The following is a 26,387-nucleotide window of genomic DNA, read 5'->3' as shown; positions in this document are numbered from 1 at the left end:
CCGGCACGACCAGGGGTCGTGCGGAGCTCAGGGAGCGGGGGTGAGGGCGCGGCCGGCGAGGCCGGTCAGGGCGCCGGCGATCCGGTCGAGCGGGAGCACCTCGTGGGCGAGGCCCGCGCCGGCGACGGCGCCCGGCATGCCCCAGACCACCGAGGTGGCCTCGTCCTGCACCACCACGCGGCCGCCGGCGTCGACGACCGCGCGTGCGCCCTCGAGGGCGTCCTGGCCCATGCCGGTGAGCACCAGACCGAGCACGCCGGGGCCGTGGACGCCCGCGGCGCTGCGGAAGAGCGGGTCGGCGGCGGGTCGGCAGAAGTTCTCCCGCGGGCCCTGGTCGAGCTGCGCGCGCACCGAGGCCGCGCGTCGCACCAGGGTCAGGTGGTGGTCGCCGGGGGCGATCAGCACCAGCCCGGGGCGCGGCTGGTCGCCGTCGGCGGCCTCGCGCACCTCCAGCGGCGACACCCGGTCGAGGCGCTGCGCGAACTGGGTGGTGAACACCGGCGGCATGTGCTGGGTGACCAGCACCGGCAGCGGGAAGGCGGCCGGCAGCGCCGCCAGCACGCGGGAGAGGGCGTCGGGCCCACCGGTCGAGCAGGCCACGACGAGCACCTGCGGCGGCGCGGCGGCGCGCGGCGCGGCGCGGCGTACGACGGGGACGGCGGCGACCATGCGGCGGGCGCCGACCAGGGCCTTGAGGCGCGGCACGAGGTCCTCGCGCACGCGCGCCATCGACTCCCCCACGTTGCCGGCCCCGGTGGGCTTGGCGACGTAGTCGGACGCACCGTTGGACAGCGCCTGCAGCGTCGCGGCGGCCCCGCGCTCGGTGAGCGTGCTGAACATGACGACCGGCAGCCGGGGGTGGTTGCGGTGGATGACCTCGACCGCGCCGATGCCGTCGAGACGGGGCATCTCCACGTCGAGGGTGACCGCGTCGGGGGCCAGCTCGTCGACCTTCTCGATCGCCTCGAGGCCGTCGACGGCGGTGCCGACCACCTCGATGTCGGGATCGGCGGCCAGCACCGTGGTGATGAGGCGGCGCAGCACGGCGGAGTCGTCGACGACCAGGACCCGGATCACGCAGGGACGATCGGCCGGAGCGCCCCCGCCCTGAGCAGTACGCCGACGCCACGGGGTGGGCCCCTGCCCGGGGCCGTCGCGGCGGCGGGGTGGTCCGGTCCGGTGGGTGCGAATCTGGGGCGGACCGCTCAGGTGCGGGGCCTGCGCGGTCGATGGGTGCGGCGTGATCTCCGAGTCCAGCTTCGCCTACGTCGCCGACCTGCTGCGGCGCGAGACGGCCATGCTCTGCGACCCGGGCAAGGAGTACCTCGTCGAGGCGAGGCTGCTGCCGCTCGCCCGGTCCGCCGGCGACGCCGACGTCGACCGCTACGTGGTCCGGCTCCGCACCGGGCCCGACGCCGTCGCCGAGCGCGCCCGCGCCGTCGACGCCCTGACCATCAACGAGACCTCGTGGTTCCGCGACCTCGCGCCCTACCAGGCCTTCACCGACGTGATGCTGCCCCACCTGCTCCAGGCGCGGGCCACGACCCGTCACCTGGAGATCTGGTCGGCCGCGTGCTCGAGCGGGCAGGAGGCCTACAGCCTCGCGATGCTGCTCGACGAGTCGCTGCCGCCGGGCTGGACCTGGCGCATCCACGCCACCGACGTCTCCCCGACCATGCTGGAGCGGGTGCGCGCGGGCCGCTACAGCCAGGTCGAGATGAACCGCGGCATGCCCGCCACCCGGCTGGTGCGCTACTTCTCCCGGGTCGGCAGCGAGTGGGAGGTCGGCGCCGAGCTGCGCTCCCACGTCACCACGGCCCCGCTCAACCTCGCCGCGGCCTTCCCGCCGATGCCGGTCTTCGACGTGGTCTTCCTGCGCAACGTGCTCATCTACTTCGACCTCGACACCAAGCGCGACATCCTGCGCCGGGTCAGCCCCCGCGTCGCCCCCGACGGCTACCTCCTGCTCGGGTCCTCCGAGACCACCCTCGACCTCGACGACGCGTGGGTCCGCGAGCCGGCGGGCCGCGTCGCGCTCCACCGCCCGCGCTCCACCGCACGCCGCGCGGCGCCCGCCGCCGCTGCGTCCAGTCCTGCCTCCGCCCTGTCCACCGCACTCCCAGGAGCCCGCGCATGCACGCCCTGATCATCGACGACTCCCGCACGATGCGGACGATCCTGCGCCGGATCGTGACCGAGCTGGGCTTCGAGACCACCGAGGCCGGCAACGGCCAGGAGGCGCTCGACGCCCTCGAGGCCGGGCTCGAGCCCGAGCTGTGCCTCATCGACTGGAACATGCCGCTCATGGACGGCTACACCTTCGTCACCCGGGTGCGCGCCGACCCGCGCTGGCGCAACGTGACGCTGATGATGGTCACCACCGAGTCCGAGCACGGCCAGATCGTGCGGGCGCTCGCCGCCGGGGCCCACGAGTACGTCATCAAGCCCTTCACCCCCGACGCCATCGTCGAGAAGCTCGAGCTGCTCGGCCTGGTCGTGCAGGAGGTGCCGGCGTGATCGCCGCCGTCGAGCCCGAGATCGGCGACGTCTACGCCGTCGTCGAGGAGGTCTGGTCGACCTTCCTCGGCACCGACGAGCCGATCCTGCCCGAGGTGGCCCCGGTAGAGCGCCCGCAGGAGTGGACGGCCATGACGACCGTCGGCGGAGCCTGGGAGGGCGCGGTGCTCGTCGCCGTCACCGACCGCCTCGCCCGCGACGTCGCCGCGGCGATGCTCGCCCTCGACCCCGCCGACCTCGCCCCCGAGGACGTCAGCGACGCGCTCGGCGAGCTGGTCAACGTGATCGGCGGCAACGTCAAGAGCCTCATGCCCGGGCCGAGCACCCTCTCGCTGCCGCTGGTGGCCAGCGGCGCCGTGCCGGCCTCCCACCAGCGCCGCGAGGTCTGCCGCCTCGACCTGAGCTGGCGGCGCCAGTCGCTCTGCGTCTCCGTCTGCGTGCCCACCGGCGCGAGCCCCGACCCCGGTCCCACCCCCGACTCCAGCACCAGCACCTCCGAGGAGACCCGATGAAGATCCTGGTCGTCGACGACAGCCGCGTGATGCGGCAGATCGTCATCCGCACCCTGCGCCAGGCCGGCCACGGGGGCCACGACGTCGTGGAGGCCGAGAACGGCCGCGACGGCCTGGAGAAGGTGCGCGCGGAGGCGCCCGACCTGGTGCTCTCGGACTGGAACATGCCCGAGATGACCGGCATCGACTTCCTCGACGCGCTGCGCGCCGGCGGCAGCGCCGTGCCCTTCGGCTTCGTCACCTCCGAGGGCTCCCCCGACATGCGGGCGCGCGCGGAGGCGTCGGGGGCCGCCTTCCTCATCGCCAAGCCCTTCACCCCCGAGGCCTTCGACGCCGCGCTCGCCCCCGTCGTCGGAGCCCTGTCGTGACCGCGGCGACCACCGGCCTGCCCACGCACCTGCCGGGCCCCAAGGAGGTCCGCGACCTGCTCGGCGACCTGGTCGACAAGCAGGTCGACCTGCGCCCCGGCCCGCCCTTCGCGGTGAGCGCCTACTACCCCGCGAGCGTCGCGAGCTACGTCGACGACTCCCTGGTGGTGCGCGCGGTCGTCGCCTGCGACCTGCCCCTCTCGGCGTACGCCGGGGCCGCGCTGGCCCTCGTGCCGCCCGGGGCGGCGGCCACCGCCATCGAGGAGGGCCGGCTGTCGGCGTCGATCGCGGAGGCGCTGGGCGAGGTCTTCAACGTCATGGCCTCGCTCTTCAACGCCCCCGGCTCGGCGCACCTGCGCCTCTACGCCAGCGTGCCCGCCGGGCAGGCCCTCCCGGCCGACGCCCGCGCGCGGACGCAGGTGCTGGGCCGGCGGGGCGACTTCGTCGTCGACGTCGCCGGCTACGGCACGGGGCGTCTCGCGGTCGTCCTGACCTGAGTCGCGCCACCCGTCTGCACCACCCGTCCGGACCACCTGGGAAGCGGTCCGGACTTTTCCTCAGGTCCCCCCGGAGGGGACCGATCAGACCCCGCGAGCAGGGACTGCTCGCTCGCCCTCGCCGACGGACCGGCACTGACTCGCCTCACAGCGGGAGGTTCACCGTGTCCGTACCGTCCTACGCCTCCGTCGACTCCGTGTCGTCGGTGCTGGGCTTCGCCCTCGACGGCCTGGCCCTGCGCCAGCGCACCATCGCCGACAACCTCGCCAACGTCGACACCCCCGACTTCCGGGCCACCTCCGTCGACTTCGAGAGCACGCTGGCCGCCGCCATCTCCGGGGCCGGCGGCGGTGCCGACGCCGACGCGGCGATCACCGGACGCCTGGCGGGCGCCGTGCCGTCGATGGTCGCCACCGACACCCCGGTGGGCGCCAACGGCAACAACGTCGACCTGCGCAAGGAGACGCTGGCCGCGATGCAGTCGCAGTTCCAGTACCAGATGGTCGCCCGTGCGGTCACCGACCGCTTCGAGCTCGTGCGCACCGCGGCAGGTGCCTGATGGGCGCCTTCGACGTGCTGCGCATCGCCGGCTCCGGCCTGGGCATGCACCAGACCTGGCTCGACGCGCTGGCCTCCAACATCGCCAACGCCAACACGGTGGTCTCCACCGACCAGACCGCCTTCCAGGCGCAGCTGGTCATGGCCGGCGCCCGGCAGGACGGCGGCGTCGACGTCACCGGCATCGCCCTCAGCGACCCCGAGGGGATGCTCGTGCACGACCCCGACCACCCGCTGGCCGACGCCGAGGGCTACGTGCGCGCCCCCGCCATGGACATGAGCGCCCAGATGAGCGAGCTGATCATGGCCCAGCGCGGCTTCCAGGCCTCGGCGCAGGTCACCAAGTTCGCCCAGGACACCTACTCCACCGCCATCGGCATCGGGAGCCGTTGATGAGCGTCAGCGGGATCGAGTCCCTCGGCGCCGCCGGCTTCACGCCGTACGTCGCCCCCACGGTCGCCCCCAGCGCCGCGCCCGCCCCCACCGGCACCTCGGCCGCGGGCGGTGCCGGCAGCGACTTCGGCCGCATGGTCGTCGACGGCCTCGACCGCCTCGACGCCACCCAGCGCACCGCCGACGGCATGGCCGTGCAGGCCGCCACCGGGCAGCTGGAGAACCTCCACGACTACACGATCGCGGCCACGCAGGCCCAGGTCACCACGCAGGTCACCGTGGCCGTGCGCAACAAGGCCGTCGAGGCCTTCACCGAGATCATGCGGATGCAGGTCGGATGAAGGACACGATCACCCGGACGCTGGGCGGTTGGCGCCAGTCGTTCGCCGGCTTCACCGCGGGCCAGAAGGTCGTCGCGATCGTCGGCACCCTGGCCCTGCTGCTGGGCGGCTTCCTGGTCTTCCGCTGGGCCTCGGCCCCGACCTACTCGCCCCTCTACTCCGACCTCTCGGCCAGCGACGCCTCGGCCGTGGTGGAGCAGCTCGACTCCCAGGGCGTGCCCTACGAGCTCGCCGACGGCGGCGCGACGGTCATGGTGCCGCGCGACGCGGTCTACAAGGCCCGCATCGACCTCTCCGGCGAGGGCCTGCCCTCCGAGAGCGACGGCGGCTACTCCATCCTCGACGACAACGGCCTGTCGACCTCGGAGTTCCAGGAGCAGACCGACTACAAGCGGGCCATGGAGGGCGAGCTCTCGGCCACCATCGAGGGCATCGACGAGGTCGACACCGCCGTGGTCCACCTGGCCATGCCGGCCAAGGACGTCTTCGCCGACGAGCAGGACCCGCCCACCGCCTCCGTGCTCGTCGAGACCGGCGCCGGCACCCGCCTGGGCGCCCAGCAGGTGCAGGCCATCGTGCACCTGGTCGCCTCCAGCGTGGAGGGCCTCGACCCCGCCGACGTGACCGTGAGCGACACCGAGGGCCTGCTCTCGGGCGCCGACGGCACCGGCGTCGACGCCACGACCCGCAACCAGGAGATCGAGGCCCGCCAGGAGGAGCTGCGCCAGGACATCCAGGCCACCCTCGACCGCGTCGTGGGCCCCGGCAACTCCACCGTGCAGGTCGCCGTCGACCTCGACTTCGACAAGCGCACCACCCAGACCACCACCTTCACCCCCGAGGAGGACAACCCCGCGACGTCCTCCTCCACCAGCACCGAGACCTACGCCGGACCGGGCTCGCCCACCGGCGGCGCGGAGGGTGTGGTCGGCCCCGACGGGCAGATGGACACCGGCGCCACGGGCGGCTCGGCGGACTCGTCGTACGAGAAGGAGGTCACGACCACCGACCGTGCCGTCGGCAGCACCGTCGAGCACGTCGAGTCCACCCCGGGCTCGGTGGAGTCGATGCACGTCGGCGTCGTGCTGGACACCAACAGCACCCAGGCGATCTCCACCGCCGACGTGCGCGGCCTCGTCGAGGACGCGGTCGGTCTCGACCAGGCCGCCGGCGACTCGGTGCGCGTGGTGACCATGCCCTTCGACCGCACCGCCGAGGAGGCAGCCGCCGCCGAGCTGGAGGCCGCCGCCGCCGCCGACGCCAGCGCCGCGCGCAACGACCTGATCCGCAAGGTCGGCCTGGCCCTGCTGGTCGCCCTGGTGCTGCTGCTGGCCGTGCTCAAGGGCCGCAAGCGCGCCAAGCAGCGCGAGCAGGCCACGACCTACGTCGTGGAGCAGCTGCGCGAGCAGTCCGCCGCACGCCAGCTCACCGAGCCCGTGCCCGCCGCCCTGGCGCTGGAGGAGTCCGAGCGCAGCGAGGAGAACGACATGCGTGACGAGCTCAACGCGCTCATCGAGCGCCAGCCCGAGGACGTCGCCGCGCTGCTGCGCGGCTGGCTGACGGAGCGCGGCTGATGGGCGGCGCACTGGCCAGCACCCTGGCCGGCGTGGGGGCCCGCAAGGCCGCCGTGCTGCTCGTGCAGATGGGCAAGACCCGCGCGGCGACCGTGCTCAGCCACCTCGAGGAGCACGAGGTCGAGGCCATCACCGCCGAGATCGCCCGGCTCGACTCGATCTCCGCGGCCGAGTCGGAGGCCGTGCTGGTGGAGTTCCGCGACACCATGACCGCCCGCGAGCACATCAGCCGCGGGGGCCTGGCCTTCGCCCAGCAGGTGCTCGAGCAGTCGATGGGCTCCGAGCGCGCCGCGCAGATCATCGAGCGGCTCCACGCCGCCGCGGTGCAGATGCCCTTCCAGTTCCTGCACCAGGCCGACCCCGCGCAGCTGCGCTCCTTCATCGTCGACGAGCACCCGCAGGTCATCGCCCTGGTGCTGGCCCACATGACCGCCGACAAGGCCTCACTGCTGCTCTCGGGGCTGCCCCCGGAGCAGCAGGCCCAGGTCGCCCACCGCATCGCGGTGATGGACCGCACCTCCCCCGACATCGTCCGGGCCGTCGAGGCCACCCTGGAGCGCAAGCTCTCCTCGATGCTGCAGCCCACCGACATGTCGCGCGTCGGCGGCCTCGACCCGCTGGTCAACATCATCAACGCCTCCGACCGCTCCACCGAGCGCCAGATCGTCGAGGGCCTCGAGGTGCTCGACGCCGCGCTGGCCGACGAGGTCAAGAGCCGGATGTTCATGTTCGAGGACGTCGTGCACCTCGACGACCGCTCCGTGCAGCAGGTGCTGCGCCAGGTCGACACCGCCCAGCTGGCGCTCGCGCTCAAGGGCGTCGCCGACGCCGTGCGCGACAAGATCACCCGCAACCTCTCCAGCCGTGCCGCCGAGGGCCTGGTCGAGGAGATCGAGCTGCTCGGCCCGGTGCGCCTGACGCAGGTCGAGGAGGCGCAGCAGGGCGTCATCCGCACGATCCGCCAGCTCGAGGAGCGCGGCGAGATCATGGTGCGGCGAGGGGGCGACATTGAGTTCGTCGACTGAGGCCCTGCTGCGCGGGGCCCCCGCCGAGGCCGCCACGGTCGCGGCCACCCCCGAGCTGCGTGACGGCTCCTGGACCCGCCTCGGCGGGAGCAGCGTGCTCGGCGACCTGGTCACCGAGCAGGCGCTGGCCGGGCTGGCCGAGAGCACCCGCACCGCCGCCCGCGCCCAGGGCTACGCCACCGGCTGGGCCGAGGGGCGCCGCGAGGCGGCCGCCGAGGCCGCCGCCGTCGCCGCGCGGGCCGAGCAGGAGCGCGTGGCCGCCGAGACCCGCCGCGAGGCCGAGCACCGCGCCGCCCTCGCCGGTCTCGAGCGCGCCGCGAGCGCCCTGCAGCGCACGGGCGCCACGGTGGCCGCCGACCTCGAGGAGCAGGCCCTGCGCCTGGCCCGCGAGCTGACCCGGGAGCTGGTCGGCCACGAGCTGCGCACCTCCCCCGACCCCGACGCCGACGTCGTGCGCCGCGCGCTGGTCGTGCTGCCCTCCGGCGTGCCGGTCACCGTGCGCCTGCACCCCGAGGTCGCCGCCAGCACCGTGGCCGCCGACCTCGCCGGCCTGGCCGGCCCGGCCGGCCAGCAGCTCACCGTCGTGCCCGACGCCGGGCTCGAGCGCGACGACGCCGTCGTCGAGACCGCCGAGCAGGTCGTCGACCTGCGCGTCGGCGCCGCCCTCGAGCGCGTCGCGGAGGCCCTGCGATGAGCGCCGTCACGACCTCCCCCGTCACGCACCCCGTCACGCATCCCGCCGGCGCCACGTCGCTGCGCGAGCGCCTCGACCGCGGCCGCGGCGGGGCCCTGCGCGCCGCCGCACCGCTGCGGCTGGGCCGGGTCAGCGAGACCGTGGGCCTGCACCTGCGCGTGGTCGGGCTGCGCGGCGCCGTGGGCGACCTGCTCGAGGTGCGCCCCGCCGACCGTGCGCCCGTGCTGGTCGAGGTGGCCGCCAGCTCCACCGAGGGGCTGGTCTGCCTGCCGCTGGGCCGCACCGCCGGCATCGAGGTCGGTGCTCCGGTGCACCACACCGGCGGGCCGCTGCGGGTGCTCGTCGGCGACGCCCTGCGCGGGCGGGTGCTCGACGGCCTCGGCCGCCCCGTCGACGGCGGGCCGGCGCTCGACACCCTCCCCGGGCTGGCGCTGGTCGACGTCGACCACGCGGCCCCCGACGCGCTCTCGCGACCGCGGATCGACCGGCAGCTCGGCCTCGGCGTACGCGCCCTGGACACTCTGGTGCCCTGCGGCCTGGGCCAGCGCCTGGGCATCATGGCCGGCTCCGGGGTCGGCAAGTCGAGCCTGCTGTCGATGATCGCCCGCGGCACCGACGCCGAGGTCTCGGTGATCGCGCTGATCGGCGAGCGCGGCCGCGAGGTCCGCGAGTTCATCGAGAACGACCTCGGCCCCGAGGGCCTGGCCCGCTCGGTGGTGGTCGTCGCGACCTCCGACGCCCCGCCCGTCGAGCGGCTGCGCGCCGCCTTCGTCGCCACCCGCATCGCGGAGTCCTTCCGCGAGGCCGGCCGCCACGTCGTGCTGATGATGGACAGCCTGACCCGCGTGGCCATGGCCCAGCGCGAGATCGGGCTCTCGGCCGGCGAGCCGCCCGCCACCCGCGGCTACCCGCCCAGCGTCTTCGCCCTGCTCCCGCGCCTGCTCGAGCGGGCCGGCACGGCCCCCGGCGGCTCCATCACCGGGCTCTACACCGTGCTGGTGGAGGGCGACGACCTCCAGGACCCCATCGGCGACACCGCGCGCTCGATCCTCGACGGCCACGTCGTGCTCACCCGGCGCCTGGCCACCGCCGGGCACTTCCCCAGCATCGACGTGCTCGAGTCGATCTCGCGCACCACCGGCGCCGTCACCGGCCCGGCCCAGCGTGCCGACGCCGTGGCCCTGCGCCGCATGCTGGCCGCCCACCGCGACGTGCGCGAGCTGGTGGAGATCGGCGCCTACGTCGCCGGCACCGACCCCGACGCCGACGCCGCCCTGGCGCGGATGCCCCGCATCGAGTCCTTCCTGCGCCAGGACATGGAGGACAGCACCCCGCTGCCCGAGGCCTGGTCCCGACTCCAGGAGCTGGTGGCGCCGTGAGCCGCACCGTCCACGACCCCGGGCTGCGCGCCGTCGCCCGCGTGCGCGGCGTGCGCGAGCGCGACAGCCGCCTCGGCCTCCAGACCGCCCTGCGCGAGCAGCGCACCCACGAGCTGCGCGTGGCCGAGCTCGAGCAGGCCGTGCGCGACCACGCCGGCTTCGTCTCCGGCGACCTCGCGGAGTTCGTGGCGCTGCGCCAGTCGCTGGCCGCGCTGCGCCACGCCGCGGTCGAGGCCCGCTCCGACCTCGACACCTCCCGCCGCCTGGCCCTGGACGCCGGCGCCTGGTGGCGCGCCGACAAGGCCCGCCTCGGCGCCGTGGAGGGGCTGCTCGAGCGGCGCGCCGACGAGCGCGCCGCCGAGGCCGCCCGCGGCGAGGCCGTCGAGCTCGACGAGGTCGCCGGCCGGCTGTGGCTGCGCGCCGAGCAGGCCGCGCAGGTCGGCGAGCCCGGCGCCACCACCACCACCGCCACCACCACCACCGGGAGGGCCGCGTCGTGAGCGTCAGCGAGATCACCTCCCGGATCGCCCAGATCCAGTCGCAGCTCGCCCTGCTCGGCCCGTCGCAGAGCAGCGGCAGCGCCTTCGCGGCGAGCCTCAGCGCGGCCTCCTCCGCGGCGGGCGCCTCGGCCACCGGCGCCGCGGGGTCCGGCTCGTCGTCCGGCGGCGGCTCGGCCCTGGCCGCCGACGTCATCGCCGAGGCCAAGAAGTACGTCGGCATGCCCTACGTCTGGGGCGGCAGCAGCCCGGCCGCGGGCGGCATGGACTGCTCGGGGCTGGTGCAGTACGTCTACGGCAAGTTCGGCGTCGACCTGCCCCGGGTCTCAGCCGACCAGGCCCGCGCCGGGCAGCCGGTGGCCTCGATGGCCGAGGCCCGCCCCGGCGACCTCATCGCCTGGGACAACTCCAGCCGCAACAACGGCGCCGACCACATCGCCATCTACCTCGGCGGCGGCAAGATGCTCGAGGCACCGCGCACCGGCCTCGACATCCGCATCGTCGACGTGCCGAGCACGCCCGACTACATCCGCCGGGTCCTGCCCGACGCCCCCGTCGGGGCGGCCGGGGCGCCCGCGGCCGCGGGCAGCAGCCGGGTCAGCGGCGTCCCCTTCAGCGACCTCTTCAACGCCGCGGGCCAGCGCTACGGCGTCGACCCCGTGCTGCTGGCCTCGGTGGCCCGCCAAGAGTCGGGCTTCGACCCGAAGGCGGTCAGCCCCGCCGGCGCACAGGGCCTCATGCAGCTCATGCCCGGCACCGCCGACGGCCTCGGCGTCACGAACTCCTTCGACCCCGCGCAGGCCGTCGACGGCGCCGCCCGGCTGCTGCGCGACCTGCTCGACCGCTTCGGGCGCACCGACCTGGCCCTCGCCGGCTACAACGCCGGCCCCGGCGCGGTGCTGCGCTACGACGGCATCCCGCCTTACCCCGAGACGCAGCACTACGTGCGCTCGGTCATGGCCATGGTGCGTGCCGCATGAGCGTGATGCCCCAGGGCGCCGCCCTGCCCGCCACGGCCCGCGCCGCCTCCCGCCCCGGTACGCCGACCAGCGCCACGACGCCCGGCCCGGCCGGCGCGGGCGCGGTCGACGGCGCCGCCTCCGGCGGGGGCTTCGCCGCCCTCGTCGCCGGCCTCGTCGACGCCATGGCCGACCACGACGGCGGCGGGCCCGGTGCGCCCGGGACCGCCACCGCGGCAGGTCCTGCCACGGGCGCCGGCCCCGACAGCGGCAGCGAGGGCGGGACCGACGGCGAGGCCGGGGCCGAGCAGGCAGGCACCCTGGCCGTGGTCGACCCCACCGCGGTGCTCCTCGCCGCCCTGCCGCTGCCCCAGCAGCCCGGGGCCACAGGGCAGCAGGCGGCGACCGCCGGGGCCGGGACGACCACCGGTGCAGGCACCGGCTCGAGCACCGACGGGTCCGCCCCCACCGACCTCACCGAGCTCACCGCCCCCACCGCCCCCGAGGCGCCCACCGCCGCCGGGTCGCAGCAGCACGGGGCGCAGCAGCACGGGGCCCAGCAGCACGGGGCGGAGACCGCAGCCGCGGCCCCGGCGCAGACCGGACCGCAGGACACGGCGTCCACCCGCGCCGACCGGACCGTGCAGCCGGGACAGGGAGGGGCGGACCTCGCGGCGCTCGACGGCGCGTCACCCGCCACCGCCCCGGACGCCGCGGGAGGCACGGGCGCCACGACCGCGCCGGCCGGCACGACGCCGGCCCCGCCGTCCCCGTCGACTCGCCAGGTGACCAGCCAGGTGACCGGCCAGGTCTTCCCCGAGGTGGTGCGGCTCGCGCAGACCCAGGCCGGCCCGGGGCAGCGCACCACCCAGCACCTCACGCTGCGTCTCGACCCCGGCACGCTGGGCGAGGTGCGGGTGACGCTGAGCATGGGCGAGCACGGCCTGCGGGTGCGGATGGTGGCGGCCCACGAGGGCGCGCGCGACGCCCTCCAGCAGGGCGCGCCCGAGCTCCAGCGGCTGCTCGAGCACCTCGGCGAGACCCGTGTGAGCGTGCGCGACGCCGCCGGTGCGCCGGCAGCCGCGGCAGCCACCCCCGGGGGCACGAGCGCGCAGGACGCGCGCGGCGACGCCCCCGGCTCCTGGTCGGGCTCCGACCACACCGACTCCGGAGAGCGTCCCTCGGGCGACGCGAGCCGGCAGCAGGAACGGCAGGCACGGACGTCTGCCGACCACATCGCCAGGGATGGCACCACGAGACCGGCCCACCCAGGATCCCTGGGAGCCGGCTCAGCCGACCCGCAGACGTCAGGGGCCCGTCGGGCCCTCGACGTCAGCATGTGAGGAGGACCCGTGTCGATCTCGGCCACGGAGGCGGTCACCGGGGGTGGACTGCAGGCGCTCGCGCCGGCGACCACGTCCGCGTCGTCGCCCGACAAGGACATGTTCCTGCAGCTCCTCGTGGCGCAGCTGCGCTACCAGGACCCGATGAACCCCGCCGACACCGGGGAGTTCCTCTCCCAGTCGGCGCAGTTCACCGCCCTGGAGAAGATGCAGGACGTCGCCGACCAGACCGCGCTCGTGCTCGGCGCGCAGATGGCCTTCGGGGCCAGCAGCCTGGTCGGGCGCGAGGTCAGCTACACCCTCGCCGACGGCACCGAGGGCACCGGCACCGTGCAGGGCGTCACGTTCGAGGCCAGCGGCCCCGTGCTCGACGTCGACGGCACCGACGTACCCCTCGTCAACGTCCTCACCGTCGCCGGCGGAGCCTCCGCCCCGACGGCCGCCGGCAGCGGCACCAGCTCCGCCAGCACGTCCGCCACCCCCGCCCGACCCTGACCAGCACCTCCGAGAGGACCCCCTCATGCTTCGCTCGCTCTTCGCCGGCATCTCCGGCCTGCGCGTCAACCAGACGATGCTCGACGTCACCGGCAACAACATCGCCAACGCCAACACCACGGGCTTCAAGTCCAGCACCACCGTCTTCAGCGACACCCTCAGCCAGATGCTGACCGGCGCGTCGGGCGCCAACGCCAACCGCGGCGGCACCAACCCGATCCAGGTCGGCCTCGGCGTGCAGGTGGCCGGCACCGCCAGCAACCTCAGCCAGGGCTCGGCGCAGATGACCGGCCGCTCGACCGACCTGATGATCCAGGGCGACGGCATGTTCGTGGTGCGCTTCGGCAACGAGCAGCTCTACACCCGCGCCGGCGCCTTCACCTTCGACGAGTCCGGCACCCTGGTCACCCCGTCGGGCGCCCGCGTGCAGGGCTACGCCCTCGACGCCGCCGGCGACCCCACCGGCGGGCTGGTCGACATCACCCGCGACACCGCCGGCCTGACCCCGGCGGTGCCCGCCGGCGTGGAGCTCACCTCCTACTCCTTCGGCAGCGACGGCAAGCTCCGCGGCGTCTTCTCCGACGGCGTGCAGCGCGACATGGCCCAGCTGGCGCTGGCCGACTTCAACAACCCGATGGGCCTCGAGCGCGTCGGCGAGACGGCCTTCCGCGAGTCGGCCAACTCCGGCCCGGCCGACCTCGGCGTCTCCGGCCAGGGCGGCCGCGGCACCCTGATGGCCGGTGCGCTGGAGATGTCGAACGTCGACCTCGCCGCGGAGTTCACCAACCTGATCCTCGCCCAGCGCGGCTTCCAGGCCAGCAGCCGCGTCATCACCACCTCCGACTCGGTGCTCGAGGACCTCGTCAACATCAAGCGCTGACGCGACCGCGCCGTCGCACGGCGCGCTCGTCGTCGCCCCGGCCCGCGGCCGGTCGCCCACCCGGGCGGCCGGCCGCGCTCGCGGGGAGGACCGGACTGATCCCGTGCCGACCCCTCAGGTCGGCCCCGCCCCGACCGATGGACATCGTGACGGCCACGGACGGCTGTCGCTCGACCGCACTAAGGATGGTGCCCCGCATGATCTCGCTGACCCGTCTCTCGGGCTCGGTGTTCGCCCTGAACTCCGACCTGATCGAGCGCATCGACTCCACCCCCGACACCGTCATCACGCTGGTCGACGGGTCCAAGTACGTCGTCGCGGAGAGCATGACCGCGGTCGTCTCGATCATCCGGCACCACCGCGCCGAGCTCATCGCCCTCAGCGGCTACGTGCGCATCGGGGAGCAGACCCCCGAGGCCCTCGGCAGCGCCCGGGCTGCCCTCGACGTCGACCTCGGCGAGCAGCTCGCCGGGCGTCGCCCGGCCCTGAGCGTGGTGGCCCACCACGCGCCGCGCGCCGCCGAGACGGGGCCCGACGCCGGGCTGGCCACGGGTCTCGACACGGGGCTCGACGTCGGCGCGGACCACTCGGCGCTCGCGCCGCTCGGACCGGGAGCCACCCGATGAAGGACGCCGCCACAGCCATCGGCATCGGCCTGGGCCTGGTGGTCATCGTGACCGCCAACGTGCTCGAGGGCGGCAACCCGATGAGCCTGCTGCTGCTGCCGCCGATGCTGCTGGTCTTCGGCACCACGCTGCTGGTCACGGTGGCCGGCGGCACCATGGCCGACGCCAAGGGGGCCGTGGCCTCGCTCAAGCGCGCCTTCACCGGCGGCGACGTCAAGCCCGCCGGCGACGTCGTCCCGGCGGTCGTCTCCCTGGCCGAGAAGGCCCGGCGCGAGGGCCTGCTGGCGCTGGAGGACATGGTCAAGGACGTCGACGACCCCTTCCTGGTCAAGGGCGTCACGATGGCCATCGACGGCACCGACCCCGACGAGGTCCGCGACATCCTCGAGGCCGAGGTGGCCGCGAAGCGCAAGGCCGACAAGCAGTCGGCGAAGTTCTGGGCCGACGCGGGCGCCTACGCCCCCACCATCGGCATCATCGGCACCGTCATGGGCCTCGTGCACGTGCTGGAGAACCTCGCCAGCCCCGAGGAGCTCGGCCACCTCATCGCCGCGGCCTTCGTCGCCACGCTGTGGGGCGTCATGTCGGCCAACGTGCTCTTCCTCCCCCTCGGCAACCGGCTCAAGCGCCTCGGCGAGCTCGAGGTCGCCCGCATGGAGATCGTCATCGAGGGCGTCGCCGCCATCCAGGCCGGCTCCAACCCCCGCGTGATCGCCGCCAAGCTCACCTCGCTGCTGCCCGCCGGCGAGCAGCCCGCGGCCGTCGCCCCCGGCCAGGCCCAGGCGGCCTGAGCCGTGTCGGCCCGACGCAAGCGCCACGAGGAGCACGAGGAGCACGAGAACCACGAGCGGTGGCTGGTGACCTACGCCGACATGGTCACGCTGCTCATGGTGCTCTTCATCGTCATGTTCGCCATGAGCCAGGTCGACGAGAAGAAGTTCGCCGAGCTCAAGGAGGGCCTCGCCGCCGGCTTCGGCGCCAGTGACCAGGTGCTCCAGGGCGCCTCGTCGATCCAGGAGCAGCCCGGCTCGGCCGCCGTGGCCCCGGTGCGCCCGCAGCTGGCGCTGGCCGACCTGTCGGAGAAGGACCGCGCCGTCGTCGAGGAGGCGCTCGCCGAGACCGAGCGCCTCGAGCAGGACCGCCGCCGCGCGGAGGCCGGGTCGGAGGCCGAGCGCCTCGACGAGGTGCGCGAGCGCCTCGAGCGGGCGCTGCGGGCCCAGGGCCTGCAGGACGACGTCAAGGCCACCTACGACGAGCGCGGCCTGGTGCTCAGCCTGGTCTCGCGCCACGTCGTCTTCGAGTCCGACCTCGCCACCCTCACCGCCCGCGGCGAGGAGGTCGTCGACACCCTCGCCCCGGTGCTGCTGGCCATCCCCGACCGGCTGCAGATCGACGGGCACACCAACCAGGTCGACGTGCAGCCGAAGTACTTCGCCACCGACTGGGACCTCTCGGCCGCCCGCGCCCTCACCGTGCTCCGACGGCTCGACGAGCGCTTCGGGGTGCCGGCCGAGCGGCTCTCCCTGGCCGCCTACGGCCACGAGAAGCCGCTGGTCGACCCGTCGGAGCCCGGCTCCCAGGCGGTCAACAAGCGCGTCGACATCGTCGTGCTCACCCGCCTGCCCCGCGAGGTCGCGCAGCTGCTGCCCGACGCCGCCGGAGCCCTGCCCCGCGACGGCGCGCCCGGCGGTGACCGGCGCGGTGCGGGCGAGCCCCGCGAGGAGGACGCCACCCCGACCCCCGGCGGGTCCACCGACGACGGCGCCGTGCGCGCCGACGGCCTGCCCGCCGATCCCACCGACCCGACCGACCCCTCCCAGGGAGCCCCCCGATGACCACCACGACACTGCCGGCGGCCGAGGCGACCGCGGCCGAGCCGAAGAAGAGCAAGAAGAAGCTGATCGTGATCGCCCTCGTGCTGGTGCTGGCCGCGGGTGCGGCGTACTGGTTCGTCCTCAAGCCCTCGGGCGCCGAGGCCGCGCCGGAGCCCGGCGAGGTGCTCGTGCTCGAGCCGGTGCAGGTCAACCTCGAGTCGGGGCACTACCTGCGCGTCGGCATCGCGCTGCAGCTCACCGCCGACGCCCACGAGGCCGACGGCAGCAAGGCCCTCGACGCCACGATCGAGCTCTTCAGCGGCCGCACGGTCGAGGAGCTGGCGGTGGGCGAGGACCGCGAGAAGCTGAAGGAGAAGCTCAACCACACGCTGGAGGAGGAGTACCACGGTGACGTGATGGAGGTGTACTTCACCGAGTTCGTCACCCAGTAGCCCCGCCGCTCCACCCTCCTCAGACGGCCGTCGCCACGACGGCCGGGGGTCCGTCGACCCGTTTCTCCTCAGGTGCTCCCACGCGCCGCCGATGGGCGGGGCGTGAGCCTGCCGACCGCGTTGCCGTCCTCCCCGGTCGCCGACCCCCGACGGCTCGGACCGACGGGTCGCTCGCGCCGCCGCGACGGCGCCGCCACGGCCGTGCCCTACGACTTCCGTCGCCCGATCCAGCTCTCGCGCGAGCACCTGCGCATCCTCCAGGTGGGCTTCGACGGCTTCGCCCGGCAGGCCACCACGGTCTTCACCTCCGCGCTGCGCTCGGTGTGCCAGGTGAGTCTGGCCGGCATCGACCAGCGCACCTACGCCGAGTACGTCGACAGCCTCGCGCCGACCACCTACCTCACGCTCTTCGCCCTCGACCCGGTGCCGGGCCGCGGGGTGCTCGACCTCCCGCTCAACGCGGTGATGTCGTGCGTCGACCACATGCTCGGCGGGCCCGGCCAGGCCGACCAGCCGCAGCGCCCGCTCACCGAGATCGAGAGCGGCGTGATCGCCGGCCTGGTCGAGCGCCTGCTGGCCGAGATGCGCTACTCCCTGGCCGCCATCGTCACCCTCGACCCCGAGGTGACCGGCGTCGAGTACAGCCCGCAGTTCGCCCAGGTCGCGGGCGCCGCCGACGTCATGGTCTCGGTGGGCCTCGACCTGCGTATCGACGAGCGCGCGCACCGGATGTCGCTGTGCCTGCCCTTCGGCGGGCTGCTGCCGCACCTCACCGCGGCCGCCGCGCCCGCGCCCGTCTCCAGCCGTGAGCGGACCCAGCGCGCCGAGGCCGCCGCGCTGCTGCACGAGACCTTCCAGGAGGTGCCGGTCGACGTGGCCGTCCGCTTCCGCAGCACCGCGGTCGACCCCGCCACGCTGTCCGACCTGCGGCCCGGCGACGTGCTGCGCCTGGCCCACCCGGCCTCGGCCCCGCTCGACGTGACCGTCGACGAGCAGGCCTTCGCCCACGCCACCGCGGGCACCCAGGGCGCGCGTCTGGCCGCCCTCATCGTCGCGGCCGGCGCCGCTCACACCCAGGAGAACCGATGACCAGCACCCTGCCCGCCGGGGGCTCCCCCGCCGACGCCCTCGCCCTGGCCGCCGCGGAGGCCTGCGCCACCGTGCTCCCCGCCAGCGAGCCGCTCTCGGCCGGCGACCCCCAGCCCGGCACCGAGCACGTCGTGGGCGTCTTCGCGGGCGCGGCCGTCGCCGACCTCAGCGGTCCGGCCGGCGGCCGGGTCTCGGTGCTCGTGGGCGAGGAGCTCGTCTCCGCGCTCCAGGCCAGCCCGCTCGGCGGCCTCGATCTCGGCGCCGCCGTGCAGCCGGCGCTCGACGCCGCTGCCGCCGCGCTGGGCGCCACCGCCCAGGCCGCCCGCTCGGTCGACCTCGAGCTGCTCGTCCCCGAGCTGACCGGGCCCAGCGGCGGCGGCTTCACCGCCGTGCCGCTGCTCGGCGCCGGCATCGTCGCCGCCCTCCTGGTGCCCGACACCACCCTGGCCGCCGCGCTCGCCGCCCAGGCGGCCCAGTCAGCCCAGGCGTCCCAGGCCGGCCAGGCGGGCCAGGGCTCCCCGGCCGGCGGCCCGGCGGCCACCACGGTGGACCCCTTCGGCCAGCCCGTCGCCGGCCGTCCCCTGCCCGCCACCGGCCAGGCCGACAACGTCCGCTCCATCGCCGACGGCCGCCGCGGCATCGAGATGCTCCACGGTGTGGAGATGGAGGTCACCGTCGAGCTCGGTCGCACCCGCATGCCCGTGCGCGACCTCCTCGCGCTGGCCCCCGGCGCCGTGCTCGCCCTCGACCGGGCCGCCGGCAGCCCCGCCGACCTGCTGGTCAACGGCCGCCTCATCGCCCGCGGCGAGGTCGTCGTCGTCGACGAGGACTTCGGCCTGCGCGTCACCGAGATCCTCGACCAGGGCGCGGTGGGCTGAGCATGGCCGAGCTCGCCCTCCGGATGGTGGTGTCGCTGGCGGTGGTCGTGGGGCTGCTGCTGCTCATCGCCCGCCTCGGCGCGCGCCGCTTCTCCGGCCGCGCCGGCGCCGCCGTGCAGGTGCTCCACCGCCAGCAGCTGGGCCGCGGCTCCGCGCTCACCGTGGTCACCGTCGGCGGCCGCACCCTGGTCCTCGGCACCACCGAGCAGCAGGTGCGCGTGCTCGCCGAGCTCGACGCAGACGAGGCCGCCACCGTTGCCGGACAGGACGGCGCCGCGCTCGACACCGACGCCGACGCCGACGCCGGCACCGGCACCGGCGACGGCGACCGCGAGGACGTGACCACGCGGTCGCCCCGGCTCGCCACCGTGACCGCGCTGCCCTCGCTCAGCGTCGTGCCCGCCCCCGCCGACGAGCCCGAGCCCGCCACCGAGCAGCCCGAGCAGACCTCCCCCACCGACCTCGGGGACCCGGTCGACCACAGGAGCGAGGGCCCGCAGCAGCAGGGGACGGCGGTCACCGTCGTCACCGACGACGCCCCGGCCCAGTCCGCGTCGTCCGCCCCGGCCGCCCCGGCCGTCGCGGCCGTCGCGGCGGTCCTGCCCGCCCTCGGCGAGCAGCCGGGCCCCTACGCCGGCCACGCCGCCGCGATCCTCGGCCGTCTCGCCCCGGCCGGCACCAGCGCCGGAGCCGGCCCCCGCCCCACGCACGAGGCCACCGTCGGGACGGCCGCCGAGGCCGCCCCCGACCTCACCGGCGACCTCACCGGCGGGCTCACCGCTCCGGACACCGCCGTCGACACCGGGTCGCTCGCCGCGGCCGCCGTGTCGGGCCGCCACCGCTCCGACCACCCGGCCCTCACCGGCCCGGCCCCCGCGGCCGCCTTCGAGCCCGTGCGCCCCGACCCGACCGCGCCTCGCGTCGTCGCCCGTCACCGGGTCGCCACCACCGCCCCGGCCCTCGGCCCCGGCGCCACCCCGGTCGCTCCCGCCGTCGCGGCACCCGCAGACGTGCCGGCGGTCGTGCCCGCGCTCGTGCCCGCGGTCCTGCCCGCGGCGGGCACCGCCGCCGTCCCCGCTCCCCCGCTCGGAGCCACCGCGCCTGCCACGGTCTCCGGGCTCCCCGCGGCCGCGGCCGTGGCGGTCCCGGCTGTCAACCCCGCCGAGCTGCTGCTCGCCCAGGAGACCGCGACCGCCGCCACCACGGCAGCCACCGTCACCGTCGACACAGCGACCCCGGCCACCGCGGTCCCCGCGGCCGACGACTTCGCGGCCCAGCTCGCCGCGTGGCTGGCCGACCCCACGCCCCTCACCACCACCGCGGCCGACGCGACCGGCACCGCCACCACCGGCACCGCCACCACCGGCGCCACGCCCGGCACCGAGGCACCGGCGGCCGGCCCCGGGCGCGCGACCCGCACCGAGCGGCGCACGGCCCGCGGCCTGGTGCGGCGCGCGCGCCGTACGGTCACGGAGCCCGCCGCCACCCAGGCCGCGCCGGCCGCCCCCGCGACCCCCGCGCCGGCCCCCGCCCCCGCCCGGCCCGCTGCCCGCGGCACGGCCCCGGCGACGCCCACCACGTCGGGCCCGCTGGCCGGATCGGTCCTCTCCCCCCAGACCTGGCGGCAGGCCCTCGCCGCGGTGTCGGGGCGCGCGTCGTGACCCCGGCGCGCCTCGGGCGCGCGACCCGGGCCCCCCGACGGGTGGGCGCGCTGGTCGCCGCTGCCCTCGTGACCGGTCTCGTCACCCTCGCCGCGACCGCCGTGCTGCTGCTCGGCGCGTCCGCTCCCGCCTCGGCCACCGACCTCGCCCCGGCGCCGACCGCCCCGGCCTCCCCCGCCCCGACCGCCGGAGCCACCGACCCCGCGCCGGCCGGCACGGGCGCCCAGCGGCCCGGTGCCGGGCTCACCGGCCCCGCCGGCCCGACCGCCGACCCCGGCGGCGACGTCACCATCGACCTCACCGGCCTCACCGACAAGCCCAGCTCCTCGGTGACCCTGCTGGTCACGCTGACCCTGCTGTCGCTGGCGCCGGCGATCCTGCTGACCTGCACCAGCTTCACCAAGATCCTCATCGTGCTGGGCCTGACCCGCAACGCGCTGGGCCTGCAGCAGACCCCGCCCAACCAGGTGCTCGCCGGGCTGGCGCTCTTCCTCAGCCTCTTCATCATGACCCCGACGCTGTCGGCCATGAACGACGCGGGCGTGCAGCCCTACCTCGACGGCGACAAGACCTCGGCGCAGTCCTTCGAGGACGGCATCGAGCCGCTGCGCGAGTTCATGCTCGACCAGACCGGCGACGAGGAGCTGCGGCTGCTCACCAACGTCGCGCGCCGCGACCTGCCGGACGACCGCGACGACGTCGGCATGACCACCCTCGTGCCGGCCTTCATCCTCAGCGAGCTCAAGGCCGCCTTCATCATCGGCTTCATCATCTTCATCCCCTTCCTCGTCATCGACATCGTCGTGAGCGGGGCGCTGATGGCGCTGGGCATGATGATGATGCCGCCGGTGATGGTCTCCCTGCCCTTCAAGCTGCTGCTCTTCGTGCTGGTCGACGGCTGGGCCCTGGTGATCAAGGCGCTCGTGTCGAGCTACGGCACCACCTAGCTGCCCCCACCGCCCCGCGCCCACCACGCCGCCACCACCCCGCGCGCCACCGCCGCCTGTCCGAGGGACCCACGCCGATGACCGACACCGCCATCATCGAGATCGCGATGCAGACCATGATGGTCGCGCTCAAGCTCTCCGCACCGATCCTGGTGACCGCCCTCGCGGTCGGCTTCGCGGTCTCGCTGTTCCAGTCGATGACCCAGATCCAGGAGTTCACGCTCGCCTTCGTGCCGAAGGTCGTGGCCGTCGGCATCGCCATCCTGGTCAGCGGCAACTGGATGCTCCACACGCTCGTGGTCTTCACCCAGGACCTCTTCGACATGATCCCGCGCCTGCTCGCCTGAGCCGGCCACCGGACCAGCCCCCGACCCGCACCAGACCCCGCCCCAGACCGAGACCCAGACCGAGACCGAGCGAGCACCAGATGACCGTCACCGTCACGGGCGAGCCGCTGCTGGCCTTCGTGCTGGCCGCGGTACGCATCGTCGCGTGGCTGGTGGTCGTGCCGCCCTTCGCGTCGCGGTCGATCCCGACCACGGCCAAGGTCGTCCTCAGCCTGGGGCTGGCCTTCGCCGTGGCGCCGCTCATGGCCGACTCCACCATCCCGGTCGACACCTTCGGGCTCCTCACCACCGTGCTGACCCAGGTGATGATCGGGCTGTCGATGGGCTTCCTGACCTCGCTGCTGTTCGCGGCCGTGGCGGCGGCGGGCAGCATCATCGACGTCTTCGGCGGGTTCGCGCTGGCCGCCGCCTTCGACCCGCTGGCGATGAACATGAACACCGTCTTCGGCAAGTTCCACCAGATGCTGGCCACGGTGCTGCTCTTCGTCAGCGGCGGCCACCTGCTCGTCGTGGGCGGGCTGCTGCGGACCTTCGAGATGCTGCCCATCGGCCGGACGCCCGACCTCGACGGCGGCGCCGACCTGCTGCTGCGCGCCTTCGGGGTCTTCTTCGTCACCGCCGTGCAGGTCGCCCTGCCGATGATCGCGGTGCTCTTCGTCGCCGACCTCGGCCTGGCCCTGATGACCAAGGTCGCGCCGCAGCTCAACGCCATCAACGTGATGTTCCCGGCCAAGATCGGCCTGACCCTCATGCTGCTCGGCCTGTCGTTCCCGGTGCTGCCGGGCCTGGTGCGCCGCCTGGTCGAGCTCTCCCTCGAGCTCACCGCGGCCTTCGCGGGAGGAGGCTGAGGTGAGCGGGTCCAGCGGGGAGAAGACCGAGAAGCCGACACCGAAGAAGCTCAAGGAGTCGCGCAAGGAGGGCCAGGTCGCGCGCACCCAGGAGCTCGGCCCGTGGATCGCGCTGACCCTGGCCGCGATGGTGATGCCGCTGCTGCTGACCCGCGAGCTCGACGCGATGCAGCGGCTGATGACCGCCTGCCTGCGCGCGGTGGAGGACCCCTCCCCGGAGCGGGCGATGGCGCTGCTGGGCGAGGGCGTGGGCGGGGCCTTCCTGGCCCTGGTCGTGCTCGCCTCGGCCGTCGCGGTCGTCAGCGTCGCCGGCACCCTGGCCCAGGGCGGCTTCTACCTCGCCACCAAGGCGGTCAAGCCCACCTTCTCCAAGCTCGACCCGATCAAGGGCGCCAAGCGCATCTTCGGCCCGCAGGCGCTGTGGGAGGGCGTGAAGATGCTGGCCAAGTGCTCGGTCGTCGCGATCCTGGTCTGGTCCTCGATCAAGGCGCTGATGCCGCTGCTGGGCGGCATGGTGCCGATGGGCGTCGTGCTCACCGCGGGCGGCGAGCACGCGCTCGCCCTGCTGCGCAACGTCGCCGTCGCCGGCGTGCTGCTGGCCGGCGTCGACTACGGCATGCAGCGGCGCCGGGTCGGCAAGCAGACCCGCATGACCAAGGACGAGGTCAAGCAGGAGCACAAGATGTCGGAGGGCGACCCGCTGGTGAAGAGCGCCATCCGCGCCCGCCAGCTCGCCGCCGCCCGCAACCGCATGATCGCCGACGTGCCCACCGCCGACGTCGTGCTCGTCAACCCCACCCACGTCGCCGTGGCCCTGAGGTACGACGCCCAGCGCGGCGCCCCCCTCGTGGTGGCCCGCGGGGCCGGCGCGGTCGCGGCGCGCATCCGCGAGGTCGCCACCGAGGCCGAGGTGCCGCTGGTGCAGGACGTGCCGCTGGCCCGGGCGCTGCACGCCTCCTGCGAGGTCGGCCACGAGATCCCCGCCGAGCTCTTCGGCGCCGTCGCCCACGTGCTGGCCTTCGTGATCAGCCGCAAGCGCCAGGGCCGCCGCGGCGGCAGCCACCGCAGCCCGCGCCTCGACGCCGCGCTGCCCACCGTGCCCCGGGCGGGCCGGCGCCGGCGGCGTACCGCTCCGGTCGTCCCGGCCATTTCCTCAGACCCGGCGCCGAGCGGCCGATAGGCCGGGCGACGCCAGGACGGTGTCGGCTGCGCCACGGACGGCGGGGACCCGCGATCGACCCGATCGCCCCTGACGCAGACGACCCCGGAAGGCGGCTCCATGGACGGCTCGCTCAAGCGGCTGACCCAGCTCGGCGTGCCCGTCGGCATCGTCATGATCGTCGTGATGCTGGTCATCCCGCTGCCGGCCGCCGTGCTCGACCTCCTCATCGCCGCCAACATCACCGGCGCGCTGCTCATCCTGCTCACGGCGATGTTCGTGACCCGCCCGCTCGACTTCGCGTCGTTCCCGGCGCTGCTGCTGGTGATGACGCTCTTCCGCCTGGCGCTCAACGTGAGCGCGACCCGGCTGGTGCTCATCGACGGCTACGCCGGCAAGGTGATCGAGACCTTCGGCCACTTCGTGGTGGGCGGCTCGCTGATCGTCGGGCTGATCATCTTCTCGATCCTGCTGATCATCCAGTTCGTCGTCATCACCAACGGCGCGGGCCGCGTCGCGGAGGTCGGCGCCCGCTTCACCCTCGACGCGATGCCCGGCAAGCAGATGGCCATCGACGCCGACCTCAACTCCGGTCTCATCGACGAGGACCAGGCCCGCCAGCGCCGCGCCGAGGTGCACGCCGAGGCCGACTTCTACGGCGCGATGGACGGCGCCTCGAAGTTCGTCAAGGGCGACGCGATCGCGGCCATCATCATCACGCTGGTCAACCTCGTCGGCGGCTTCGCCGTCGGCATGGCCCAGATGGGCATGTCGGCCGGCGACGCGGTGACGACGTACTCGCTGCTGACGGTCGGTGACGGCCTGGTCTCGCAGATCCCCGCCCTGCTGCTGTCGGTGGCCACCGGCCTGGTCGTCACCCGCAGCGCCGGCGAGGGCGACATGGGCTCCGACATCGTCCGCCAGATCACCGCCAACCGGATGCCGCTGCGCATCGCCGGCTTCGCGGGCATGGCGCTCTGCCTGATCCCGGGCCTGCCCAAGATCCCCTTCCTGCTCACCGGCGGGGCGCTGCTGCTGCTCTCGACCCGCGTGCCCGACGACGCCCCCGCCACCCCCGGCAGCCCGGCGGCGCTGGCCGCCGCCGCGGAGGCCGCCGCGATCGAGGCGCCCTCGCGCGACCACCCCGAGACCCTCGCCGAGGAGATCCAGGTCGACCCGCTGGGTCTGGAGCTCTCGGCCGACATCATCGACCTCGTCGACGTCGGCTCCGGCGGCGACCTGCTCGAGCGGGTCAAGGCGCTGCGCCGCAAGGTCGCCGGCGAGCTCGGCGTGGTGGTGCCGCTCGTGCGCACCCGCGACAACCTCGACCTGCCCTCGCGCACCTACGTCATCAAGCTCTTCGACATCGAGGTCGCGCGCGGCGAGGCGCCCCCGGGCACCGTGCTGGCCATCGGCGACTTCCTGGGCTCGCTGCCCGGTGAGCCCACGCAGGAGCCGGTCTTCGGCCTCGACGCCAAGTGGATCCCCGCCGAGCTGCGCAGCCAGGCCGAGCTCAGCGGCGCCACCGTCGTCGACCGCAGCGCCGTCATCACCACCCACCTGGCCGAGGTGGTCTCCTCCCACGCCGCGCGCCTGCTGGGCCGCGAGGACGTGCGGATGCTCACCGACGTGGTCAAGCGCAGCCACCCCAACGTCGTCGAGGAGCTCACCCCGGGCGCCCTGTCGCTGGGCGAGGTGCAGCGGGTGCTCCAGCACCTGCTCGACGAGGGCATCTCGATCCGCGACCTGGTGCGCATCTACGAGGCGCTCTCGCTCAAGGCGCAGTCGAGCAAGGATCTCGACGGCCTCGTCGAGGCCGCCCGGGCCGCGCTCGGCCCGGCCGTGGTCGCGCCGCACCTGGTCGACGGCGTCGTGCACGTGATCAGCTTCGAGCCGCAGTTCGAGCAGCGGATGCTCGAGTGCCTGCGCATCACCGAGCAGGGCGCCATGATCGCGCTCGACCCGGTGACCCTCCAGACGGTCATCGGCGGGCTGGCCCAGCTGCTGGTCGACGCCGAGAACCGCAACGTGCGCCCCGTGCTGGTGTGCGCGCCCGGGCTGCGGCCCGCCGTACGCCGTCTCATCCGACCGGCGGTCGACCGGCTGCCCGTGCTGTCCTACCCCGAGCTCACCGGCACCGCCCAGGTCCGCTCCGCGGGCGTGGTCAGCGGCGAGCGCGTCATGGAGGTCACCTCGTGAACCTGCTCTCCGGCCCGGTGCTCGGCGCCGCGGCGCTCGTCGCCTCCCCCGCGCTCTACGGCGGGTTCGTCTCGGGCGCGGTCACCGTCGACGTGGCCGTCACCCGCTGGCTCGTGGCCGTCGTGGTCTGCTGGGTCGCGATCTCGCTGGTGGCGATGATGGTCGGCGAGCCGCCGGCCGCGCAGCCGGCCGTCGTGCCGGCCGACGAGACCCCGACCGAGGAGCTGCCCGCCCAATGAACGGGTCCGGTGAACGGGTCCGGTGAGCTGGGCCCGGACGTGGGACGACCCGCAGGTGTGGCTCCGGGGAGCCGCTCCGGCGGACGTGCGACCGG

Annotated in this window: 31 protein-coding genes; 30 read left to right on the top strand and 1 reads right to left on the bottom strand. The window is 74.9% G+C overall.

Annotated features, from left to right (window positions below):
* Positions 1–27: 27 nt before the first annotated feature.
* Positions 28–1,077, bottom strand: a complete 1,050-nt coding sequence (locus ASF50_RS18075) for a protein-glutamate methylesterase/protein-glutamine glutaminase (protein ID WP_056864728.1) — start codon at positions 1,075–1,077, stop codon at positions 28–30.
* A 163-nt stretch (positions 1,078–1,240) separates the two neighbouring features.
* Between ASF50_RS18075 and ASF50_RS18070 the strand changes: the two genes are divergently transcribed.
* From ASF50_RS18070 to ASF50_RS17925, 30 genes are all read left to right on the top strand, one after another.
* Positions 1,241–2,146, top strand: coding sequence for a CheR family methyltransferase (locus ASF50_RS18070; protein ID WP_235557734.1), 906 nt, complete (start codon positions 1,241–1,243; stop codon positions 2,144–2,146).
* The gene (locus tag ASF50_RS18065; RefSeq protein WP_056864729.1) at positions 2,134–2,517 is read left to right on the top strand and encodes a response regulator; all 384 of its coding nucleotides are present in this window, start codon (positions 2,134–2,136) and stop codon (positions 2,515–2,517) included. Before ASF50_RS18070 ends, ASF50_RS18065 begins: the two co-directional genes overlap by 13 nt.
* Positions 2,514–3,029, top strand: a complete 516-nt coding sequence (locus tag ASF50_RS18060) for a chemotaxis protein CheX (protein ID WP_056905379.1) — start codon at positions 2,514–2,516, stop codon at positions 3,027–3,029. Before ASF50_RS18065 ends, ASF50_RS18060 begins: the two co-directional genes overlap by 4 nt.
* Positions 3,026–3,397: a response regulator gene (locus ASF50_RS18055; RefSeq protein ID WP_056905378.1), complete on the top strand. Its 372-nt coding sequence runs from the start codon at positions 3,026–3,028 to the stop codon at positions 3,395–3,397. Before ASF50_RS18060 ends, ASF50_RS18055 begins: the two co-directional genes overlap by 4 nt.
* Complete coding sequence (locus ASF50_RS18050; protein WP_082503344.1) at positions 3,394–3,894, top strand: hypothetical protein; 501 nt, start codon at positions 3,394–3,396, stop codon at positions 3,892–3,894. Before ASF50_RS18055 ends, ASF50_RS18050 begins: the two co-directional genes overlap by 4 nt.
* A gap of 164 nt (positions 3,895–4,058) precedes the next feature.
* Positions 4,059–4,454: a flagellar basal body rod protein FlgB gene (gene flgB / locus ASF50_RS18045; protein WP_056864733.1), complete on the top strand. Its 396-nt coding sequence runs from the start codon at positions 4,059–4,061 to the stop codon at positions 4,452–4,454.
* Positions 4,454–4,846: a flagellar basal body rod protein FlgC gene (locus ASF50_RS18040; RefSeq protein WP_056864734.1), complete on the top strand. Its 393-nt coding sequence runs from the start codon at positions 4,454–4,456 to the stop codon at positions 4,844–4,846. The genes flgB and ASF50_RS18040 overlap by 1 nt, the downstream gene beginning before the upstream one ends.
* Positions 4,846–5,187 (top strand): flagellar hook-basal body complex protein FliE, encoded by a 342-nt coding sequence (gene fliE / locus ASF50_RS18035; protein ID WP_056864735.1) that lies wholly within the window; start codon positions 4,846–4,848, stop codon positions 5,185–5,187. The genes ASF50_RS18040 and fliE overlap by 1 nt, the downstream gene beginning before the upstream one ends.
* Positions 5,184–6,761 (top strand): flagellar basal-body MS-ring/collar protein FliF, encoded by a 1,578-nt coding sequence (gene fliF / locus ASF50_RS18030; RefSeq protein WP_056864736.1) that lies wholly within the window; start codon positions 5,184–5,186, stop codon positions 6,759–6,761. The genes fliE and fliF overlap by 4 nt, the downstream gene beginning before the upstream one ends.
* Positions 6,761–7,786 carry a flagellar motor switch protein FliG gene (fliG, locus tag ASF50_RS18025; RefSeq protein ID WP_056905377.1) on the top strand — a complete coding sequence of 342 codons (1,026 nt, stop codon included), beginning with the start codon at positions 6,761–6,763 and terminating at the stop codon, positions 7,784–7,786. The genes fliF and fliG overlap by 1 nt, the downstream gene beginning before the upstream one ends.
* On the top strand, positions 7,770–8,480 hold the full coding sequence (locus tag ASF50_RS18020) for a FliH/SctL family protein (protein ID WP_056905376.1): 711 nt from the start codon (positions 7,770–7,772) through the stop codon (positions 8,478–8,480). The genes fliG and ASF50_RS18020 overlap by 17 nt, the downstream gene beginning before the upstream one ends.
* Positions 8,477–9,859: a FliI/YscN family ATPase gene (locus ASF50_RS18015; protein WP_082503343.1), complete on the top strand. Its 1,383-nt coding sequence runs from the start codon at positions 8,477–8,479 to the stop codon at positions 9,857–9,859. The genes ASF50_RS18020 and ASF50_RS18015 overlap by 4 nt, the downstream gene beginning before the upstream one ends.
* Positions 9,856–10,359, top strand: a complete 504-nt coding sequence (locus ASF50_RS18010) for a flagellar FliJ family protein (RefSeq protein ID WP_056905375.1) — start codon at positions 9,856–9,858, stop codon at positions 10,357–10,359. The genes ASF50_RS18015 and ASF50_RS18010 overlap by 4 nt, the downstream gene beginning before the upstream one ends.
* Entirely contained in the window at positions 10,356–11,336 is a 981-nt protein-coding gene (locus ASF50_RS18005; RefSeq protein WP_200920230.1) for a transglycosylase SLT domain-containing protein, read from the top strand. The genes ASF50_RS18010 and ASF50_RS18005 overlap by 4 nt, the downstream gene beginning before the upstream one ends.
* A complete protein-coding gene (locus ASF50_RS18000; RefSeq protein ID WP_056905374.1) occupies positions 11,333–12,658 on the top strand; it encodes a flagellar hook-length control protein FliK in 1,326 nt (441 codons plus the stop codon). Before ASF50_RS18005 ends, ASF50_RS18000 begins: the two co-directional genes overlap by 4 nt.
* A gap of 9 nt (positions 12,659–12,667) precedes the next feature.
* The gene (locus tag ASF50_RS17995) at positions 12,668–13,153 is read left to right on the top strand and encodes a flagellar hook capping FlgD N-terminal domain-containing protein (protein WP_056864741.1); all 486 of its coding nucleotides are present in this window, start codon (positions 12,668–12,670) and stop codon (positions 13,151–13,153) included.
* Between the two features lie 25 nt (positions 13,154–13,178).
* Positions 13,179–14,033, top strand: coding sequence for a flagellar hook-basal body complex protein (locus ASF50_RS19985; protein ID WP_056864742.1), 855 nt, complete (start codon positions 13,179–13,181; stop codon positions 14,031–14,033).
* A 197-nt stretch (positions 14,034–14,230) separates the two neighbouring features.
* Positions 14,231–14,659 carry a flagellar FlbD family protein gene (locus ASF50_RS18655; RefSeq protein ID WP_082503341.1) on the top strand — a complete coding sequence of 143 codons (429 nt, stop codon included), beginning with the start codon at positions 14,231–14,233 and terminating at the stop codon, positions 14,657–14,659.
* Positions 14,656–15,450 (top strand): motility protein A, encoded by a 795-nt coding sequence (locus tag ASF50_RS17980; RefSeq protein WP_056864743.1) that lies wholly within the window; start codon positions 14,656–14,658, stop codon positions 15,448–15,450. The genes ASF50_RS18655 and ASF50_RS17980 overlap by 4 nt, the downstream gene beginning before the upstream one ends.
* A 3-nt stretch (positions 15,451–15,453) precedes the next feature.
* Entirely contained in the window at positions 15,454–16,494 is a 1,041-nt protein-coding gene (locus tag ASF50_RS17975; RefSeq protein ID WP_056905373.1) for a flagellar motor protein MotB, read from the top strand.
* Positions 16,491–16,925, top strand: coding sequence for a flagellar basal body-associated protein FliL (gene fliL, locus ASF50_RS17970; RefSeq protein WP_056905372.1), 435 nt, complete (start codon positions 16,491–16,493; stop codon positions 16,923–16,925). Before ASF50_RS17975 ends, fliL begins: the two co-directional genes overlap by 4 nt.
* 102 nt (positions 16,926–17,027) lie before the next feature.
* Positions 17,028–18,014 (top strand): flagellar motor switch protein FliM, encoded by a 987-nt coding sequence (locus tag ASF50_RS17965; RefSeq protein WP_056864746.1) that lies wholly within the window; start codon positions 17,028–17,030, stop codon positions 18,012–18,014.
* Positions 18,011–18,892, top strand: a complete 882-nt coding sequence (fliN, locus tag ASF50_RS17960) for a flagellar motor switch protein FliN (RefSeq protein WP_056905371.1) — start codon at positions 18,011–18,013, stop codon at positions 18,890–18,892. Before ASF50_RS17965 ends, fliN begins: the two co-directional genes overlap by 4 nt.
* A 2-nt stretch (positions 18,893–18,894) precedes the next feature.
* Entirely contained in the window at positions 18,895–20,553 is a 1,659-nt protein-coding gene (locus ASF50_RS17955) for a flagellar biosynthetic protein FliO (protein WP_056905370.1), read from the top strand.
* A complete protein-coding gene (gene fliP, locus ASF50_RS17950) occupies positions 20,550–21,500 on the top strand; it encodes a flagellar type III secretion system pore protein FliP (RefSeq protein WP_235557733.1) in 951 nt (316 codons plus the stop codon). The genes ASF50_RS17955 and fliP overlap by 4 nt, the downstream gene beginning before the upstream one ends.
* Before the next feature lie 77 nt (positions 21,501–21,577).
* Positions 21,578–21,847, top strand: coding sequence for a flagellar biosynthetic protein FliQ (locus ASF50_RS17945; protein ID WP_056864749.1), 270 nt, complete (start codon positions 21,578–21,580; stop codon positions 21,845–21,847).
* Positions 21,848–21,927: 80 nt separating this feature from the next.
* On the top strand, positions 21,928–22,695 hold the full coding sequence (locus tag ASF50_RS17940; protein ID WP_056905369.1) for a flagellar biosynthetic protein FliR: 768 nt from the start codon (positions 21,928–21,930) through the stop codon (positions 22,693–22,695).
* 1 nt (position 22,696) lies between these two features.
* Positions 22,697–23,875, top strand: coding sequence for a flagellar biosynthesis protein FlhB (locus tag ASF50_RS17935; protein ID WP_056905368.1), 1,179 nt, complete (start codon positions 22,697–22,699; stop codon positions 23,873–23,875).
* A gap of 99 nt (positions 23,876–23,974) precedes the next feature.
* A complete protein-coding gene (flhA, locus tag ASF50_RS17930) occupies positions 23,975–26,053 on the top strand; it encodes a flagellar biosynthesis protein FlhA (RefSeq protein WP_056864752.1) in 2,079 nt (692 codons plus the stop codon).
* The gene (locus ASF50_RS17925; RefSeq protein ID WP_056905367.1) at positions 26,050–26,292 is read left to right on the top strand and encodes a hypothetical protein; all 243 of its coding nucleotides are present in this window, start codon (positions 26,050–26,052) and stop codon (positions 26,290–26,292) included. The genes flhA and ASF50_RS17925 overlap by 4 nt, the downstream gene beginning before the upstream one ends.
* Positions 26,293–26,387: the final 95 nt, after the last annotated feature.

This window comes from Nocardioides sp. Leaf307 (assembly GCF_001423135.1).
Lineage (GTDB): Bacteria > Actinomycetota > Actinomycetes > Propionibacteriales > Nocardioidaceae > Nocardioides > Nocardioides kribbensis.
Note: the sequence above shows the minus strand (reverse complement) of the source record. Positions and strands in the feature narration are given on the sequence as shown.

What these genes read in the sequence shown, in the direction of transcription:
- ASF50_RS18065 (WP_056864729.1), top strand. Translation starts at nt 2,134, where the DNA reads ATGCACGCCCTGATCATCGACGACTCCCGCACGATGCGGACGATCCTG.
- ASF50_RS18055 (WP_056905378.1), top strand. Translation starts at nt 3,026, where the DNA reads ATGAAGATCCTGGTCGTCGACGACAGCCGCGTGATGCGGCAGATCGTC.
- ASF50_RS18040 (WP_056864734.1), top strand. Translation starts at nt 4,454, where the DNA reads ATGGGCGCCTTCGACGTGCTGCGCATCGCCGGCTCCGGCCTGGGCATG.
- fliE (WP_056864735.1), top strand. Translation starts at nt 4,846, where the DNA reads ATGAGCGTCAGCGGGATCGAGTCCCTCGGCGCCGCCGGCTTCACGCCG.
- fliF (WP_056864736.1), top strand. Translation starts at nt 5,184, where the DNA reads ATGAAGGACACGATCACCCGGACGCTGGGCGGTTGGCGCCAGTCGTTC.
- fliG (WP_056905377.1), top strand. Translation starts at nt 6,761, where the DNA reads ATGGGCGGCGCACTGGCCAGCACCCTGGCCGGCGTGGGGGCCCGCAAG.
- ASF50_RS18015 (WP_082503343.1), top strand. Translation starts at nt 8,477, where the DNA reads ATGAGCGCCGTCACGACCTCCCCCGTCACGCACCCCGTCACGCATCCC.
- ASF50_RS18000 (WP_056905374.1), top strand. Translation starts at nt 11,333, where the DNA reads ATGAGCGTGATGCCCCAGGGCGCCGCCCTGCCCGCCACGGCCCGCGCC.
- ASF50_RS19985 (WP_056864742.1), top strand. Translation starts at nt 13,179, where the DNA reads ATGCTTCGCTCGCTCTTCGCCGGCATCTCCGGCCTGCGCGTCAACCAG.
- ASF50_RS18655 (WP_082503341.1), top strand. Translation starts at nt 14,231, where the DNA reads ATGATCTCGCTGACCCGTCTCTCGGGCTCGGTGTTCGCCCTGAACTCC.
- ASF50_RS17980 (WP_056864743.1), top strand. Translation starts at nt 14,656, where the DNA reads ATGAAGGACGCCGCCACAGCCATCGGCATCGGCCTGGGCCTGGTGGTC.
- fliL (WP_056905372.1), top strand. Translation starts at nt 16,491, where the DNA reads ATGACCACCACGACACTGCCGGCGGCCGAGGCGACCGCGGCCGAGCCG.
- fliN (WP_056905371.1), top strand. Translation starts at nt 18,011, where the DNA reads ATGACCAGCACCCTGCCCGCCGGGGGCTCCCCCGCCGACGCCCTCGCC.
- ASF50_RS17955 (WP_056905370.1), top strand. Translation starts at nt 18,895, where the DNA reads ATGGCCGAGCTCGCCCTCCGGATGGTGGTGTCGCTGGCGGTGGTCGTG.
- ASF50_RS17945 (WP_056864749.1), top strand. Translation starts at nt 21,578, where the DNA reads ATGACCGACACCGCCATCATCGAGATCGCGATGCAGACCATGATGGTC.
- ASF50_RS17940 (WP_056905369.1), top strand. Translation starts at nt 21,928, where the DNA reads ATGACCGTCACCGTCACGGGCGAGCCGCTGCTGGCCTTCGTGCTGGCC.
- flhA (WP_056864752.1), top strand. Translation starts at nt 23,975, where the DNA reads ATGGACGGCTCGCTCAAGCGGCTGACCCAGCTCGGCGTGCCCGTCGGC.